The organism is Glycomyces salinus (genome assembly GCF_016428645.1).
GTDB classification, from domain to species: domain Bacteria; phylum Actinomycetota; class Actinomycetes; order Mycobacteriales; family Micromonosporaceae; genus Glycomyces; species Glycomyces salinus.
Window position 1 is genome coordinate 16,437 of record NZ_JAELXW010000074.1, and the last position, 16,465, is coordinate 32,901.

Consider the following 16,465-nt stretch of genomic DNA (forward strand, 5'->3'; position numbering starts at 1 on the left):
CTGTATTGCCTCGGTGGGGAGTCGTGCTCCGCGTCCCGCTCAGAGGCGGTCGAGGGCGAGCACGCCCATGGGGACCTGCCATTCGACGCCGGCCCTGATCCCTTTGAGCAGGGAGCGCTGGAGGGTGTTGTCCTCGGGCAGGTCGGCGGCGGGCGTGGCGGGCACGGCGGCGAAGGCGAAGCGCCAGACGTCCTCGTGACCGTTGGTGCCCGGCTGGGAGGCGGGCCCCACCAGGTCGAACAGGGAGGCGAACCGCAGGATGTTGGACCGCTCGGGCAGCCAGTCGCGCAGTTGCGGGTCCAGCAGCCAGGAGGTGCAGGTGAACGTCGGCGCCTCGCGGCCCGCGAACCGCTCGGGGAAGACCCGGGGGAAGAATTCGACCGCCTGAGACACCGAATCGGCCACCGCCTCCGGGCTCAGCGGCCCGCCCTCGCCGCGGATGTGCATGCCGAGCAGGGGCTTGGACTCGGCGCCCTCGACGCAGAACTGGAGGCGGCCGAGCTGGTAGAGCGATCCGCGGAGGTGCCCGGTGAACCATCCGGCCACGTCGAGGCCGGCCCCGCCGTGCATGCGCCGGTTGAGCCGCAGCTTCTCGCCGATGTCGGCCAGGACCAGGTCCGAGGCGGCCCGGTCGAGTCCCCGCTCGCGGTGGAAGGCGTCCATGAGCGGCACGGCCGACAGCAGCGGGTACAGGCCGGCCAGGGGCTGCTCGGGCGGCGGCTTCGGCCATTGCAGCCACTTGAGGCCGCCCATGTCGGACTCGATGGTCCGGTAGAGCTCTTCGAGCAGGTCCGGCGGCGCCTGGTCGAGGGCCGCGGCGGCGGCCTCGGCGTCGTCGGGGTCGGCGCCGCAGCGCTCCAGGAGCATCAGGCGCACCTGTTCGGGTGTCAGAGAGGGCATCGTCACCGACCCATGTCACCACGGCGGGCCCCGCCTCGGCAAGGTCGGGTCGGTCACCTTAGTCTGGCGGCGTGCGACGGTTGTTCACGGCTCCGTGGATCGTCCTCCACTGCCTGGCGGTGGTGCTGACGATCGGCTTCGGCGCGCTGGGCTGGTGGCAGCTGGGCCGCGCCCAGCACGGCAACGCGATCAGCTGGGGCTACGCCTTCGAGTGGCCGCTGTTCGCCCTGTTCACGGTGGCGCTGTGGATCCGCCAGATGCGCCTCGAACTGCGCAAGGACGCGCCGCCCCGTCGCGACAGGCCCGAGCCTCCGCCGATGACCTCCCCGTTCGAGGAGGACATCCTGCGGGCCCGCCGGAACGACGCCGAGCTCAGCCTCAAGTCCAGCGACTCTATTCCAGGGAGCAGTACATGAACGCCGCGCTGAAGCGATTCCGCATCGTCGCCTGGATCGTCGGCACGTTCCTGATCGCGCTGATCTTCGTGGCGATGCCGGTGAAGTACTTCGGGGGCGACGACACGCTGGTGACCGTCATCAGCCCGATCCACGGCCTCTGCTACATGGTCTACCTGGTGCTCGGCTTCCACCTGGCCCAGCAGGCCGGTTGGGACTTCTGGCCGCGCACGCTCGGGCTGCTGCTGGGCGGGACGGTCCCGGTGGCCTCGTTCTTCGTGGAGCGCTGGGCGCACCGCACGATCCTCGCCGAGCACCCTCAGGCGGCCGACCCGAAGGTCCGCTCCGAAGAGCCGGTCTGAACTACTCCGCCTCGCTCTGCCCGAGGTAGGAGTTCAGCTCCTCGTAGGGCACGTCCCAGCTGGTGAAGCCGTCGCCCGGCGGGAGGCCGAGCCCGGTGTTCTTGACGATGACCGGGTCGCCCCAGCGCACGAAGTTGTAGATCCACTCGCCCATCTCGTTGCTGACGTTGATGCAGCCGTGCGAGCCGTTCTCCCTGCCGAGCCGGTCCTCAGCCCAGGGCGCGCCGTGGATGTACTGGCCCGAGAAGGTCAGCCGCATCGCCCACTCGACGTCGGTCTCGTAGTCGTACAGGTCGGAGACGAACGTGGACTCCTCCTCGCGGCTCATGATGATCATGTGCCCGGAGAAGGAGCGGGCGTCGTTGCCGTCGATCTCGCGGGCGCCCAGCGAGATCGGGATGGTCTGGACGATCGTGTCGTCCTGGTAGGCGCGCAGCTGCTTGGTCTCGTCGTCGGCCTCCAGCAGCCGGGTCTCGGCGTCGATCGTGAAGGTCGTCGACTGGTCGAACTCGCCGTAGCGGTCGTTTCCCAGCGACAGTCCTCCCAGGCCCAGCCGCACGGTGACCTGGGTGTTGGGCTGCCAGTAGTCCTTGGGCCGGTATTCGAGGGCGCGGCCGGTGATCCAGTGCCAGGTGCCCTCCTGCTCCGGATCGGAGGAGACGAACAGGCGCCGCTCGACCGACTCGCGCAGCTCCTCGGGGATCTCGTAGTTGACGAAGCGGATGGCCAGCACCGCGGCCTGGCCGACCGTCGAGCCGTCCCCGGGCAGGTAGTTCTCCAGGCCCACGCGGTTGCCGGGGGAGGAGACGGTCGTGAAGGTCGATTCGGCCGTGACCGAGATGCCGTCGGCGTCCTCGGCGGTGACGGCGGCCGTGTAGGTCGCGTCCCACTCCAGAGGATCGGCCGGAACCCAGGTGGTGCCGTCGGGGTGCATGTCGCCCTCGACCTCGTTGCCCTCGGCGTCGGTGAGGCTGAAGCCGGTGTACTCGCCGCTCTCGACGCTCCAGGCGATCTCGGTGGCGGCGGTCGCGTCGCTCGCGCCGTCCTCGGGGGTGATGGTCACCTTGGCGGCGCTCTCGGGCTCGGTGGTTTCCTCACTGCCGCCGTCGCCGCCTATGGTGCCTTCGTCGCCTGTGCAGGCGCTGAGGCCGGCGGTGCCGGCGACCGTGAGTCCCGCGGCCAGAGCGCCGCGCCGGGTCAGAGGGGACCTTCCGATCGTCATGGCCCCACAGTACACAGCGCGAGCGATCCTCGCCCGCTTCGAGTGGCCTATCGAATAGACAGGTGCACGTGGTTGGTGTGGTCCGAGGAGGGGTCGCCTCCGGCCAGGGAGTAGGACTTCCAGCCCGAGGAGGGCATCCAGATCTGCTTGTACCAGATGACGTACTGCACGCCGAGCGCGTCGGCGTTCTCGACCAGCCAGGCAGCCAGGTTGTCGCCGTAGGCCTTGTCGTCGCCGTAGGCCACGCCGCCGAAGCCGTCGGCCTGGGCCGAGAAGTCGCAGGCGCGGCCCTTGGGGTGCTCGCCCCAGGAGCCGCCGCGGTAGCAGGAGACGAACCGGTTGAACCGGACGATCTGGGCCTGTTCGAGGGCGTGGAGGGTGCGCGGGGTCAGGCAGCCGCTGGTGGTCGGGTCGTTCTCGGTGCAGCCCTCGTAGGGGAGGGTGCCGTCGGAGTTGCGGGGGACCGCCTCGGCGGCCGGGGCGTCGCTGGCCGAGGGGCCGACCGCGTCGTCGCCGCCCGCGGCGGCCATCTCCCGGGCCGCGTCGTCGCGGGCCTGCTCCATCTCGTCGGCGAGGTCCTCCTGCTCGGAGATGTTGTCGGCGAGGGTGTCCTCGGTGGCCTCGATCTCGGCGAGGCGGTCGATCAGCTCGTTGAGGCGGTCGGCGCGGGACTCGCCGAGGAATTCGAGCATGGTCATGGCGTTGAGGGCCTCGGTCGGGTCCCCGGAGGCCATGAGCGCGGTCGTGGACTGGAGGTCGGACTGGGTGTAGGCGATGTAGGCGAACTCGTCGAGCTCCTCGGTGAGGACCTCGACCTCCTCCTGCGACTCGACCAGCTCGGTCTCCAGGTCCTCCTGCTCCTGCTGCAGCGCGGCGAGCTCGTCCTGCGCGTCGAGGTAGTCCTCGATGGCCTGGCTCAGGTTCGCCGAGGCGCCCTCGTCGTCCTGCGCGCTCGACTGGGAGGCGGGGGCGACCAGGAAGAGGGCGGCGGCGACCGTCAGGACCGGGATGGAGAGGAGTCTCTTGGCGAGGCGCGGGTCAGCGGTATCGGATTTCAAAGCCGGAGGGTCCTTCGGTTGCTTGAGGCCGAGTGGACGGGGTCGCCGTACAGCCTAGAACGCGAGCGCTGCTCGGTCAATGCGGGGGTCCTCGACGTAACCGCTGGTAGCGCGGTTGCTACGGACACGGGGTGCGAAGCGTGGCCCGGCTTACGAAGGCGTGTCGAACGGCATACCTCCTGTTAAGGTTGTTCTAAATTGAACCGATCCATCGGGTCGAGAGGGGGTCGATGATGGGAGAGGGCAGTTTCGAGGGCCGCTGGCTCGCGCCGGAGGTCAGCGGCGTGTGGAACCAGTTCCTGACGGTCACCCACCGGCTGGAGCAGCGCATCGACCGCCGCCTCCAGGACTACCACGGCATCACCCACACCCAGTACGAGATCCTGGTCCGCCTGGCCGACGCCGAGCGCTCGGCCCTGCGCATGTCCGACCTGGCCGAGCGCATCGTCACCGCCAAGAGCGCGGTCACCTACCAGGTCAACAAGCTGGCCGACATGGGCCTGGTCGAGCGCAACAAGTGCGACTCCGACAACCGCGGCACCTGGGTCGCGCTCACCGAGCCCGGCCGCGAGCGCCTCGAACAGGCCGCGCCCTGCATCCTGTCACTGGTGCGCGAGCTGTTCCTGGACTCGATCAACTGCGACCAGGCCCGCGAGCTGACCAAGCTGCTGGAGACCTGGTCGGCCAACCTCGACGCCCACGACGCCTCCGATCGGGCACCGCGGTCCGAGTGATCATGATCGGGTGCTCCCGCCCGGTGTAGGGTCAGGCCGTGCCGACAATTCCGCGACCACAGCACACCCGGCCCTTCCCGCTGGCCGACCTCGCAGACCTCGCGCCCGACGCGGCCGGCTCCGCGCTGTCGGCCACCGGAGTGAGCCTGGCCTCGAACCTGGTCGAGCCCGGTGACCTGTACGCCGCGCTGCCCGGCGCCCGGCGCCACGGCGCCGAGTTCGCCGCCCAGGCCGCCGAGTGCGGAGCGGTGGCCGTCCTCACCGACGCCCGCGGCGCCGAGCTCGTGGGCGACCGGCTGCCGGTCCTGGTCGTCGACGATCCGCGATCGGTCACCGGCGAGGCCGCCGCCCGAGTCTGGGGCCGCCCATCAGAGCGGCTCAACCTCATCGGCATCACCGGCACCAACGGCAAGACCTCGACCGCCTACCTGGTCGAGGCGGGCCTGGAGCGCGCCGGACGCACCACCGGCATCATCGGCACCGTAGAGACCCGTATCGCCGGCGATCGGATCGACTCCGAGCGCACCACCCCTGAGGCCCCCGAACTCCAGGCGCTGCTGGCCGCGGCCGTCGAACGCGGCGTCACCGACGTGGTCATGGAGGTCTCCAGCCACGCCCTCGCGCTCGGGCGGGTCGCCGGATGCCGCTTCGCGGCCGCCGGATTCACCATGTTCGGCACCGACCACCTGGACTTCCACACCGACCTGGACGACTACTTCCGGGCCAAGGCCAAGCTCTTCGACGGCCGCGCCGCCGTCGAGATCCTCAACATCGACGACGAGCGCGTCGCCGCCCTGGCGGGCCCCGACACCCGCACCTTCTCCCTGCGCGACCCCCGCGCCGACTACTGCGCCGAGCACGTAACCGCCGACGGGTTCACCCAATCCTTCCGACTGCGGAGCACAAGGAAGCAAGAGCACGGCAATCTGCGGGGCCTGGAAGGCCGGGTCAACATGCCCGGCCGCCACAACATCTCCAACGCGCTCCTGGCCGTGGCCCTGCTCGAAGCGGTCGGCGTCGACGCCGCGACGGCCCTGGCCGGGATCGCCTCCTGCCGCGGCGTGCCCGGACGCATGGAACTGGTCTCCGGCACCGCCCCCGTGCGCGGCGTCGTCGACTACGCCCACAAACCCGAGGCCATCTCCGCGGTCCTGGAGGCGCTGCGCGAGTCCACCCCCGGCCGCGTCATCGCGATCCTCGGCGCCGGAGGCGACCGCGACCGCTCCAAGCGGTCCCTGATGGGGGCCGCCGCGGCCGCCGCGGCCGACATGGTCGTCGTCACCGACGACAACCCCCGCACCGAGGACCCCGCACGCATCAGGACGGAGGTGGCCGCCGCCGTGCAAGGCGTTCCCTGCCGTAATATTCCGGGGCGGGAGACCGCGGTGCGCCAGACCGCCGCGCTGGCCGCCCCCGGCGACACCATCGCCCTGCTCGGCAAGGGCCACGAGACGGTCACCGAGACCGCCGACGGCCCGGTCGCCAGCGACGACCGGGAACTGCTGGCGAGGGCGCTCCGCGAGGTCGGCTGGGTCGAACCGGCGGGCCACGGCGCGACCCCCCGACCGTAGACCGGTCCCACCCGACGCCGCACATCGAATCGAATCAGCAGGAGGAGACCGCCGCGTGATCCCCATGAGCCTGGCCGAGATCGCCGCCGCCACCGGAGGCAAGCTCAGTGAGACGGCCGATCCCGAGGCCATCGTCACCGGCGGCATCGAGTACGACTCCCGCAAGGCCGGGCCCGGCGGGCTGTTCCTGGCCCTGCCGGGGGAGAAGGTCGACGGGCACGACTTCGCGGCGGTCGCCCGCGACCGCGGCGCGGTCGCCGTCATCGCCGGCCGTGAAGTGAACGTCCCGGCGATCTACGTCGAGGACGGACTCGCGGCCGTCGCCGCGCTCGCCCGCGAGGTCGTCCGCCGCTCCGAGGCCACCGTGATCGGAGTGACCGGCTCCAACGGCAAGACCTCCACCAAGGACCTCATCGGCCAGTTGTGCGCCCGGCTCGGACCGACCGTCAGCACCGAGGCCAACTTCAACAACGAACTCGGCCACCCCTACACCGTCTGCCGGGTCGAGCCCGACACCGAATACCTCGTGCTCGAACTGGCCGCCCGCGGCCTCGGGCACATCACCGAACTGTGCGAGATCGCCCCGCCGCAGATCGGCGTGGTCCTCAACGTCGGCATCTCCCACCTCGACGGCTTCGGCGACATCGAGACCACCGCCCGCGCCAAGTCCGAGCTGCCGCGCTTCCTCGACAGCACCGGCCACGCCATCCTCAACGCCGACGACGAGCGCGTGGCGGCCATGGCCTCCCGGACCGAGGCCGGGGTCCTCTACTTCGGGCTCGGCGACGGCGCCGACATCACCGCCGAAGACCTCGACCCCGGCGACGGCCGACACCTGTTCACCCTCCGCACCCCCGACGGGACCGCGCCGGTCCGCATGCGCCTGTGGGGCCGACACCACGTCTACAACGCGCTCGCCGCGGCCGGGGCCGCCTGGGTGCTCGGAGCGAGCCCCGAGCGGATCGCCGAGGGCCTCTCCGAGGCCGGACGCCAGTCCGAGCGCCGCATGGACGTGTTCACCCTCCCCGACGGCACCACCGTCATCGACGACTCCTACAACGCCAACCCCGCCTCGATGGGCGCGGCGATCGCCGCCCTCGGCCAGGTCCCCACCGCCGGGCGCCGCATCGCCGTCCTCGGCCTCATGGCCGACCTCGAAGAACTCAGCGAGGACTGCCACCGCCGCGCGGGCGCGCAGGCCGCCGAGGCGGGCGTCGACGAGCTCATCGCCGTCGGCGACGGCACCGAACCCATGGTCGACGGCGCCGAAGAGGTCGCCGAGGCCGTCCACGTACCCGACCAGACCGCGGCCGTAGAACGGCTGCGGCAGAGGCTGCGCCCCGGCGACACCGTCCTGGTGAAAGGCTCCCGCTACCGGACCTGGGACATCGCCGACTTCCTGCGCGCCAAGGAGGACAACCGACAGTGAGAGCTGTAATCATCGCCGCGTTCGTGGCGTTCGCGCTCACCATGGCGCTCACCCCCGTCGCAGCCAAGGCATTCCGACGCCTCAAGGCCGGGCAGCCCATCCGCACCGACGGACCCCAGACCCACCTGGCCAAGACCGGCACCCCCACCATGGGCGGCGTCGTCTTCATCTTCGCCACCGTCGTGGCCTACATCGTCGGCCACCTGGTCCTGATGGCCCTGCCCGAAGGCGAGACCGAGGCGTTCTCCCGGCCGACCAACTTCACCGCCACCGGCCTGGTCCTGATCGGCCTGTTCGTCCTCTGCGGGTTCGTCGGCTTCATCGACGACTGGCTCAAACTGCGCCGCAAGAACTCCGGCGGCATCTCCGGCAAGGCCAAGATCCTCGGCCTCACCCTCGCCGCGATCGCCGCCGGCCTGGTCGCGGTCTACTACACCGGCTCGATCCACAGCGCCGACATCTCCGAGACCGTCGCGACCCCCTACCTGTCCTTCACCCAAGACATCGAATGGCTCTACGTCGGACAGATCGGCGCGGTCGTCCTGTTCGTGTTCATCGTCAACGCCACCGCCAACGGCGTCAACCTCACCGACGGACTCGACGGCCTGGCCACCGGCGCCTCCATGCTCGCCTTCGTCGCCTACCTCATCATCGGATTCTGGCAGTACCGCCACTGGTGCGGCGGCGCCGGAGAGAACCTCTCGCCCAGTTACTGCTACGACGTGCGCGACCCCCTCGAGATCGCCCTCATCGCCGGGGCCGCCGCCGGAGCCATGTTCGGCTTCCTGTGGTGGAACACCCACCCGGCCAAGATCTTCATGGGCGACTCCGGAGCGCTCGGACTCGGCGGCCTCATCGGCGGCCTCGCCCTGGCCTCCAAGACCGTCCTGCTGCTGCCGATCATCGGCGGCCTGTTCGTCATCATCACCTTCAGCGTGATGATCCAGATAACCTCCTTCAAGCTCACCGGCCGCCGCGTCTTCCGCATGTCGCCCCTCCAACACCACTTCGAACTGGCCGGATGGTCGGAGGTGACCATCGTGGTCCGCTTCTGGATCATCGCCGGGATCGGCGTCGCGATCGGCCTGGGCTTCTTCTTCGCCGACTTCCTGCGGATCGCGGGGTAGGCCGTGGACCAGATCGCCGACCGCGTCCTCGTCGCCGGGACCGGCATCGCCGGCGCCGCCAGCGCCGAGGCGCTCCTGGACACCGGGCGCACCGTCGTCGTCTACGACCGCACCGACTCCGAGCGGTTGCGCGAACTGGAATCGAGGGGCGCCGGCGTCGCCGCCGCCGAGGAGTTCGACCCGTCCCTGCTCGAAGGCGTCGAACAGGTCGTGGTCTCGCCGGGCTTCCCGCCCGGCCACCCGCTCGCGAAGGCCGCCGCCGAACGGGGCATCGAGACCTACTCCGAACCCGAACTGGCCTGGCGGCTGCGCGGCCCCGAAGCCCCCCGCTGGCTCGCCGTCACCGGCACCAACGGCAAGACCACCACCACCACGATGCTCGCCGCGATGCTGAAGGCCGCGGGCCTGCGCACCGCCGCGCTCGGCAACATCGGCGAACCGCTCGTGCACGCCGCGAACGGCCCCTACGACGTGCTCGCCGTCGAACTGTCCAGCCAGCAGCTGCACTGGTCGCGCCTGCTCGCCCCGACCGCGGGAGCCATGCTCAACCTCGCCGCCGACCACCTGTCCTGGCACGGCGGCTTCGACGCCTACTCCAAAGCCAAGACCGCCGTCTGGCGCGGACAGGCGGCCGTGTTCAACCGCGACGACCCGGCCGTGGCCGCCCTCGCCGAGCACGCGAACGCCCGCTCCACCGCCTTCACCCTGGGCGAGCCCGAGCCCGGCGCGTTCGGCGTGGCCCTGGGCCACCTGGTCGACTACACCGGCGGCAGCCCGGTCCCGATCTGCTCGGTCGACGAAGTGCGCCCCGCCGGGGCGCACAACGTCGCCAACGCCCTGGCCGCCGCCGCCCTCGCCTCCCATGTGGGCGTCGGACCCGACGCGGTGGCCCGGGCCGTCCGCGACTACAGCCCCGAGCCCCACCGCAACGTCGTCGTCGCCACGGTGCCGACCGGAGAAGGCGCCGGCATCCGGTGGGTCGACGACTCCAAGGCCAGCAACCCGCACGCCGCCGCCGCCGCACTCGCCGCCTACGACCCGGTGGTGTGGATCGCCGGCGGTCAGCTCAAGGGCGTCGACGTCTCCGACCTGGTCGAGCGCTTCGCGTCTCGCATGAGGGCGGCCGTCCTCATCGGAGTCGACCGGGCCGAGATCGCCGACGCGTTCGCGCGACACGCCCCGAGCGTCCCGCTCGTGGTCCTCGACGGCGAGGACGATTCGGTCATGACCGACGTCGTCACGGCGGCCGCCGCGCACGCCCGACCCGGGGACACCGTCCTCCTGTCGCCCGCCGCGGCCTCCTACGACATGTTCGACTCCTACGCCCACCGCGGCCGCGCCTTCGCGGCCGCGATCGGGCAGACTCTCGGTATGAACACAGCGGGCGGTGATGCGTGAGGACCGGGTTCACCGAGATGCTGCGCGGCCTGCTCGACAGGCCGCTGGCCTCGTACTACCTGCTCCTGTCCTCCGCGGCGCTCCTGCTCACCGTCGGCCTGGTCATGGTGTTCTCCGCGACCATGGTCGAGTCCTACGCCGAACAGGGGTCGGCCTTCGCCGTCGTCGTCCGACAGGCCATGTGGGCCCTGATCGGACTGCTCGGCTTCTGGGTCGCCCAGCGGCTGCCGGTGCGCACCTACCGCGGCCTGGCCCGGCCCCTGCTGGTCCTGTCGCTCCTGCTCGGCGTGGTCCTGCTCCTGCCCGACATCGGCAACGCCGTCGTCGGCACCGACGACCTGTGGATCCACGTCGGACCCGTCCAGTTCCAGCCCGCCGAACTGGCCAAGTTCGCGCTGCTGCTGTGGGTGGCCGACTCGCTGGTCAGGCTCGGCCCTCGCGTCGCCTCCTGGCGCGAGCTGGCCATCCCCATGTTCCCCATCGCCGGGGTCACCATGGTCGTCATCGGCTACGCCGACCTGGGCACCATGCTCATCATCGTCGCCATGTTCATCGGCCTGCTGTGGGCGGCCGGAGTGCCGATGCGCATCCTCGGGGCCCTGTTCTCCATCGCCCTGGCCGGAACGGCCGTCCTGGTCGCCTTCCAGCCCTACCGGCTCGAACGCATCATCTCCTTCTCCCGCCCCGAGGACTTCTCCCAAGGCTGGGGCTACCAGGCCATCCAGGGCTACTACGCGATCGCCGACGGCGGCTGGTTCGGAGTCGGCCTCGGCGAGAGCCGCCAGAAATGGGAATGGCTCCCCAACGGCCACAACGACTTCATCTTCGCGCTCATCGCCGAGGAGCTCGGCGTCATCGGCTGCCTGGTGATTCTGGCGCTGTTCGGCGTCCTGGTCTACACCGGATTCCGCATCGCCCGGCGCTCGGCCGACCCGTTCCGCAGGCTCGTCTCGGCCGGCGTCACGATCTGGCTGGCCGGCCAGGCGTTCATCAACATCGGCGGCGTCCTCGGACTCATCCCCATCACCGGGGTCCCGCTGCCGTTCATCTCCGACGGCGGCACCGCGCTCGTCGTCGTCCTCGCCGCGGTCGGCATGCTCGCCGGTTTCGCGCGCGCCGAACCCGACGCCGCCACCGCGCTGCGGGCTCGCAACCCGTCCCGACTCGTGCGGTTCCTGTGGGCCCCCCTGCCGCCCGCACCGCGCGAAACTCCTGAATCGAATACCGTCCCTTCGACCAGAAAGCCATGAAGTGCCTCAGCTACGATCGGTCGTCCTCGCCGGAGGCGGCACCGGCGGCCACATCTACCCGCTCCTGGCCTACGCCGACTGCCTCCGCCGCCACGATCCGCACATCCGCATCACGTGCCTCGGCACGGAGAAGGGCCTGGAGAACGAGCTGATCCCCAAGGCCGGCTACGACCTGCGCAACGTCCCCGCGCACCAGCTGCCGCGCAAGATCAACGTCGACCTGCTGCTGACGGCCCCGCGCATGCTCAAGGCCATGAGGGCCACCCGCGAGATCATGGACGAGGTCGCCGCCGACGCCGTGGTCGGATTCGGCGGCTACGTCGCCGTCCCCGCCTACCTGGCCGCCTGGCGCCGCAAGACCCCGATGGTCGTCTTCGAGTACAACGACCCGCCCGGCGTCGCCAACAAGCTGGCCCTCAAGTTCACCGACAACCTCGCCCTGGGATTCCAGCACCTCCCGCAGGCGTCCCCGCTGCTGGCCGACGGCACCGTCACCGGCATCCCGCTGCGCCCGGCCATCTCCCACCTCGACCGGTCCAGGATGCGCGCCGACGCCTGCCGCTACTTCGGACTCGACCCGAACCGGCCGGTCCTGTTCGTCTACGGCGGCTCCCAGGGCGCCGCCTCGATCAACAACGCCGTCTCCGGCGCCGCCCAGGCCCTGACCCACCGCGGCGTCCAGGTCCTGCACATCATCGGCGCCCGCCGCGAGGAACCGGTCCACGTCCCCGAGGGCCTGCCGGTCGCCTACCGGACCCTGCCGTACCTCGACCGCATGGACCTCGGCTACGCCGCGGCCGACATGGTCCTGGCCCGCGGCGGCTCCATGACCGTCGCCGAGGTCTCCGCCCTGGGCCTGCCGACCGTGTTCGTGCCCATGCCCTGGGGCAACAAGGAGCAGTACCGCAACGCCGGGCCCGTCGTGGCCGCCGGCGGCGCCGTCTTCTGCGACGACGAGAACCTCAACCCGTCCTGGATCGAGGCCAACCTCATCCCGCTGATCACCGACCGCCAGAAGCTCGCCGCCATGTCGGCCGCCTCCGAGCGGTTCGGCATCCGCAACGGCGACGAGGCACTGAGGCAGTTCACGGTGAAAGCGGTGGAGCAGGCATGAGCGAAGACCCCAACGACCTGAGCAGCCCGATCGACGAGGGGATCACCGCCGAAGACCTCGGCCGCACCCTCTTCATCGGCGTCGGCGGCGTCGGCATGAACGGCCTGACCCGCCTCTACGCCACCCGCGGCCTGCCGGTGTCCGGCTCCGAGCTCAAGGACTGGCCCAGCCTGCCCGAGCTCGAACGCCTCGGCGTGACCCTGCACCGCGAGCACACCGAGTCCAACCTCGACGGCATCGACACCGTGGTCCGCTCCACCGCCCACAACGACGACCACCTCGAAGTGGCCGAGGCGCGCCGCCGCGGCATCCGCGTCTACCACCGCTCCGAGGCCCTGGCGGCGGCCATGTCCGGCCGCCAGTCGATCGTCGTCACCGGCACCCACGGCAAGACCACCACGACCGCGATCATCGTCCAGATGCTCCGGCACGCCGGACTCGATCCCTCCTACGTCAACGGCGGCGAGAACATCGGCGCCCACACCGGCGCGCACGGCACCGGCGAGCACTTCGTGGCCGAGGCCGACGAGTCCGACCGGTCATTCCTGCGCTACCGCCCCGAGATCGGCGTGATCACCAACATCGACCTCGACCACCTCAACAACTACGGCGACATGGAGGCCCTGACCGCGGCCTTCGAGCGGTTCGGCCGCAACACCGCCAAGGACGGCCTGCTGGTCCTGTGCGCCGACAACCCCGGCACCGCCGCCCTGGCCGCGAAGTTCCGCGCCGAGGGCCGCACCGTCGCGACCTACGGGTTCGCCGACGGCGCCGACATCCAAGTCGGCGAGGTCGAGTCCCATAAGGACGGCGTGGACTACACGGTGCTGCTGCACGGCGAGCGACTGGGCCGCTTCCACCTGCCGATGCCGGGAGCGCACATCGCCCTGAACTCGGCCGCGGCGATCGCCGTGGGCCTCCACCTCGGCCTGGACGCCGAGACCCTCACCGGGGGCCTGGCCGCCTTCGGCGGGGTCAAGCGCAGATTCGAAAGGCGCGGAGAGAAGGACGGCTACGCCGTCTTCGACGAGTACGCCTATCATCCGACCGCGATGCGCGAGGCCATCAAGACCCTCAAGGCGGTCGCGGCCCCCGGAAGGCTCGTGGTGGTGTTCATGCCCTACCGGGTCTACCGGACCGTCGAGATGCGGTCCGAGATCGCCGAGGCGCTCTCCATTGCCGACAAGGCCGTGATCATGGAGATCTTCGGCCCCGGCGAGGAGATCCCCGAAGGAGAGGGCGGACGGGCCCTGACCGATGCCGTCGAACTCCAGGAGGGCGACAAGGTCTTCGTCCCCGAATGGGACGACGTCCCCGCGGCCGTCCGGTCCCTGGCCGCCGAAGGCGACCTCGTGGTCACGATGGGAGCCCCACCGGTCTCCCTGATGCCCGACGACCTCCTCCGCCAATAGCGTTTACTGTCCGGCGGTCGGCGCGGAGCGCCGACCGCTGACTTATGCTTGTGTCACGCCTCGAACTCTAGCTGGTTAGAGTTGTGCAAGGCTGGGTAAGACGGACGGGCACTGCCAAGGAGGCGACGATGACCATGACCCTCCCGAAACCAGACACCGCAGGGCACTCATTTGATGAGGAGCGCGCAGTCTTCAGTCGTCTCGTGGACACTGCGAGCGACTGGGACATGGTCGGCTTCGACGCTGAGGTCTTCGGGAGGAACATCGTCGTGTCACCCTGGTCCAAGGGCTCCTACCTCAGGCCGATGAAGTCGCTTGTCCGCCAACTCGACCGTCGGGCCCCGGAAGGCCATGAGGCCGGTGCCGAACCGTTCCTGTTCGTATTTCCGGAGCGTTCGGGTGCCCTTGGCCCCGATGTGTGGGTGGCGCACGAAGACGCGTTCGATACCGATTCGAACCGCCTTCCTGGCGATGCCCTGTCGCTGGTGGCGGAACTGACCTCGCCCGCGACCCGCGATCGGGACCTCCACGACAAGGTCGAGGTCTACGGTCGCTCAGGAGTATCCGTGTACGTGCTGTTCGACATGAAGGAGCAGATGGTCACCGTTTATTCGGACCCGTCGCGCAAACACGGCTACCAGTCGCAGACATCGGCTGAGTTCGGTGATCCGGTGCACGTGCCCGCGCCCTTCGACTTCGAGCTCGATAGCTCAGCTTTCAAGCGCTCCGCCTAGTCGGCGTCGCGGCCGTTGCGCCAGTAGCCCATGAAGGCGCCGCACGCCTTCGGCAGGCCCAGGTCGCCGCGGATGGTGCGGCGGAGGGTCTTGACCACGCCCGCCTCGGCGGCCACCCACGCGTACGCCTCGCACGCCGCGGGCCGCTCGGGGGCGTCCCACAGGGTCTCGGTGTCCACGTCGATGTCTTCGACGGCCTCGGCGCGGCCCTCGATGTCCAGGGCCGCGGCGGCCTCGGAGACGGCCGGGATCAGCTCGGCGCCCCAGTCGGCCCCCTCGCGGGGCAGCCAGTTGACCTCGATCTCCGGCGGCGCGTCCAGGGCCAGGGTGTCGGCGGCCGCGGGCACCTCGATGAAGACCTTGCCGAAGGCCGTGATCGGCAGGCGCTCCAGGATCGCCGCGATCGCCGGCATGGCGGTCTCGTCGCCGGCCAGGAGGAGTTCGGCGCCCTCCGGCGGGTTGAAGTCGATGCCGCCGTGCGGGCCGTCGAAGCGGGCGTCCGGGCCCAGCAGGACCAGCTCGTCGCCCACCGTCGCGGCGAGCGCCCAGCGCAGCGCCGGGGCCGCCGAGCCGGGGTGCGGCTCGTGCAGCACCATGTCCACATCGACCTCGCCGAGCTCCCGGCGGACCGCCCGGACCGTGTACGTCCGCACCCGGCACTGGTCCTCGTCGGGCAGGGCCCGCAGGTCCGAGTACCAGCGGTCGCCTGCGGGGAGCTTGTCGAAACCGCACGCCGGGGCCGGGAAGATGAGCTTGAAGCGCTGGTCGTAGCCGTTGTCGGCGAAGTCCTTCAGATCCTCGGAGGCGAACGTGACGCGCAGGAACGACGGGCTGAGCCGTCGCAGTTCCTTGACCCGGCAGGGGAAGGGCCGCCAGGGTCGCACGGTGTTCAGGGTGAGTCCGTCGGTCTGCGTCGCCACACAAGCCTCCAATACGATAAGGTTTGCCTAACCTTATATGAGGATCCGGGCATGTCGCCACCGCCCTCATGGTGCGCTCGTGGCATCATCGAGCGATGCGGGGGCGATCGGAGCAGACCGACCAAGGGCCTTGGCGGCTCGTACACGTGATGCGCCGCCGGATGCCCGGCCGGAAGGCCTGGCCGTGGCTCGCGGCCGCCCTGGCGCTCACGGTGCTGGCCTTCGGGATCGTCTGGGCCACGCCGCTGTTCGCGGTCAAGGAGATCGAGGTGACCGGGACCGAGGTCCTGGACCCCGCCGAGGTCGCCGAGGCGGCCGAGGACTCCCTCGACCGGTCGATACTCCGAGCCGACCTCGATGACATCGCCGGAGAGGTCGCCTCGCTACCGGCGGTCAAGGCCGTCGACGTCACTCGATCCTGGCCTTCCGCGATACTCATCGCGGTGACCGAGCGCGATCCGTACATGGCCGTGCCGATCGACGACGAGACATTTCTCATGGTCGATTCCGAAGGCGTCGTCTTCGACGAAGTCGCCGATATTCCCGATTCAATTTGGATCGTCGAGCTCGGCGATCCCGGACCCGGTGACCTCGCCACCCTCGAGACCATCGAAGTCCTGCAAGCACTCCCGCCCGACCTCTCGGACGAGGTCGAACGGGTCGAATCGCCGTCCCCGGCCTCGGTCACCCTGTACCTCGAAGGTGGACGGACGGTCACGTGGGGCGACGGCTCGGAGAACGACAAGAAGACTCGGGTCGCCACGCGATTGTTGGAGAGCGGGTACCGACATGTCGATGTCAGCGCACCAGATGCACCCACTGTGAGTTAGCGTTAGGGG

General features: G+C 70.3%; 16 protein-coding genes. 12 read left to right on the forward strand and 4 right to left on the reverse strand.

Annotation, left to right across the window (positions count from 1 at the left end; translation table 11 throughout):
- Positions 1 to 39 precede the first annotated feature (39 nt).
- The gene (locus JFB92_RS18180) at positions 40 to 900 is read right to left on the reverse strand and encodes an acyltransferase domain-containing protein (RefSeq protein ID WP_233163473.1); all 861 of its coding nucleotides are present in this window, start codon (positions 898 to 900) and stop codon (positions 40 to 42) included.
- Positions 901 to 971: 71 nt separating this feature from the next.
- On the opposite strand from JFB92_RS18180, the gene JFB92_RS18185 reads away from it, so the two are divergent.
- On the forward strand, positions 972 to 1,316 hold the full coding sequence (locus JFB92_RS18185) for a hypothetical protein (RefSeq protein WP_199042156.1): 345 nt from the start codon (positions 972 to 974) through the stop codon (positions 1,314 to 1,316).
- Positions 1,313 to 1,657, forward strand: a complete 345-nt coding sequence (locus JFB92_RS18190; protein WP_199042158.1) for a DUF3817 domain-containing protein — start codon at positions 1,313 to 1,315, stop codon at positions 1,655 to 1,657. Before JFB92_RS18185 ends, JFB92_RS18190 begins: the two co-directional genes overlap by 4 nt.
- 1 nt (position 1,658) lies before the next feature.
- Here JFB92_RS18190 and JFB92_RS18195 read toward each other — a convergent pair whose 3' ends face one another.
- Both JFB92_RS18195 and JFB92_RS18200 read right to left on the reverse strand, forming a co-directional pair.
- Positions 1,659 to 2,879: a L,D-transpeptidase gene (locus tag JFB92_RS18195; protein WP_199042160.1), complete on the reverse strand. Its 1,221-nt coding sequence runs from the start codon at positions 2,877 to 2,879 to the stop codon at positions 1,659 to 1,661.
- A gap of 47 nt (positions 2,880 to 2,926) precedes the next feature.
- Positions 2,927 to 3,937, reverse strand: a complete 1,011-nt coding sequence (locus tag JFB92_RS18200; protein ID WP_199042162.1) for a coiled-coil domain-containing protein — start codon at positions 3,935 to 3,937, stop codon at positions 2,927 to 2,929.
- A gap of 233 nt (positions 3,938 to 4,170) precedes the next feature.
- Between JFB92_RS18200 and JFB92_RS18205 the strand changes: the two genes are divergently transcribed.
- The 9 genes from JFB92_RS18205 to JFB92_RS18245 all read left to right on the forward strand — a co-directional run bounded on the left by JFB92_RS18205 (position 4,171) and on the right by JFB92_RS18245 (position 14,706).
- On the forward strand, positions 4,171 to 4,671 hold the full coding sequence (locus JFB92_RS18205; RefSeq protein WP_199042164.1) for a MarR family winged helix-turn-helix transcriptional regulator: 501 nt from the start codon (positions 4,171 to 4,173) through the stop codon (positions 4,669 to 4,671).
- Positions 4,672 to 4,709: 38 nt separating this feature from the next.
- The gene (locus tag JFB92_RS18210) at positions 4,710 to 6,242 is read left to right on the forward strand and encodes a UDP-N-acetylmuramoyl-L-alanyl-D-glutamate--2,6-diaminopimelate ligase (RefSeq protein WP_199042166.1); all 1,533 of its coding nucleotides are present in this window, start codon (positions 4,710 to 4,712) and stop codon (positions 6,240 to 6,242) included.
- Between the two features lie 55 nt (positions 6,243 to 6,297).
- A complete protein-coding gene (locus JFB92_RS18215; RefSeq protein WP_199042168.1) occupies positions 6,298 to 7,671 on the forward strand; it encodes a UDP-N-acetylmuramoyl-tripeptide--D-alanyl-D-alanine ligase in 1,374 nt (457 codons plus the stop codon).
- Entirely contained in the window at positions 7,668 to 8,798 is a 1,131-nt protein-coding gene (gene mraY, locus JFB92_RS18220) for a phospho-N-acetylmuramoyl-pentapeptide-transferase (protein WP_199042170.1), read from the forward strand. The genes JFB92_RS18215 and mraY overlap by 4 nt, the downstream gene beginning before the upstream one ends.
- 3 nt (positions 8,799 to 8,801) lie before the next feature.
- Positions 8,802 to 10,196, forward strand: a complete 1,395-nt coding sequence (murD, locus tag JFB92_RS18225; RefSeq protein ID WP_307789205.1) for a UDP-N-acetylmuramoyl-L-alanine--D-glutamate ligase — start codon at positions 8,802 to 8,804, stop codon at positions 10,194 to 10,196.
- A complete protein-coding gene (ftsW, locus tag JFB92_RS18230; protein WP_307789206.1) occupies positions 10,193 to 11,446 on the forward strand; it encodes a putative lipid II flippase FtsW in 1,254 nt (417 codons plus the stop codon). The genes murD and ftsW overlap by 4 nt, the downstream gene beginning before the upstream one ends.
- A gap of 1 nt (position 11,447) precedes the next feature.
- Positions 11,448 to 12,560 (forward strand): UDP-N-acetylglucosamine--N-acetylmuramyl-(pentapeptide) pyrophosphoryl-undecaprenol N-acetylglucosamine transferase, encoded by a 1,113-nt coding sequence (locus JFB92_RS18235; RefSeq protein ID WP_199042172.1) that lies wholly within the window; start codon positions 11,448 to 11,450, stop codon positions 12,558 to 12,560.
- A complete protein-coding gene (gene murC / locus JFB92_RS18240) occupies positions 12,557 to 13,972 on the forward strand; it encodes a UDP-N-acetylmuramate--L-alanine ligase (RefSeq protein WP_233163464.1) in 1,416 nt (471 codons plus the stop codon). Before JFB92_RS18235 ends, murC begins: the two co-directional genes overlap by 4 nt.
- A gap of 128 nt (positions 13,973 to 14,100) precedes the next feature.
- Positions 14,101 to 14,706 (forward strand): Uma2 family endonuclease, encoded by a 606-nt coding sequence (locus JFB92_RS18245; protein ID WP_199042174.1) that lies wholly within the window; start codon positions 14,101 to 14,103, stop codon positions 14,704 to 14,706.
- On the opposite strand, the gene JFB92_RS18250 is transcribed toward JFB92_RS18245, so the two are convergent.
- Positions 14,703 to 15,626, reverse strand: coding sequence for a siderophore-interacting protein (locus JFB92_RS18250; protein ID WP_199042176.1), 924 nt, complete (start codon positions 15,624 to 15,626; stop codon positions 14,703 to 14,705). The genes JFB92_RS18245 and JFB92_RS18250 overlap by 4 nt on opposite strands.
- A 95-nt stretch (positions 15,627 to 15,721) precedes the next feature.
- Between JFB92_RS18250 and JFB92_RS18255 the strand changes: the two genes are divergently transcribed.
- The gene (locus tag JFB92_RS18255) at positions 15,722 to 16,456 is read left to right on the forward strand and encodes a cell division protein FtsQ/DivIB (protein WP_199042178.1); all 735 of its coding nucleotides are present in this window, start codon (positions 15,722 to 15,724) and stop codon (positions 16,454 to 16,456) included.
- Positions 16,457 to 16,465: the final 9 nt, after the last annotated feature.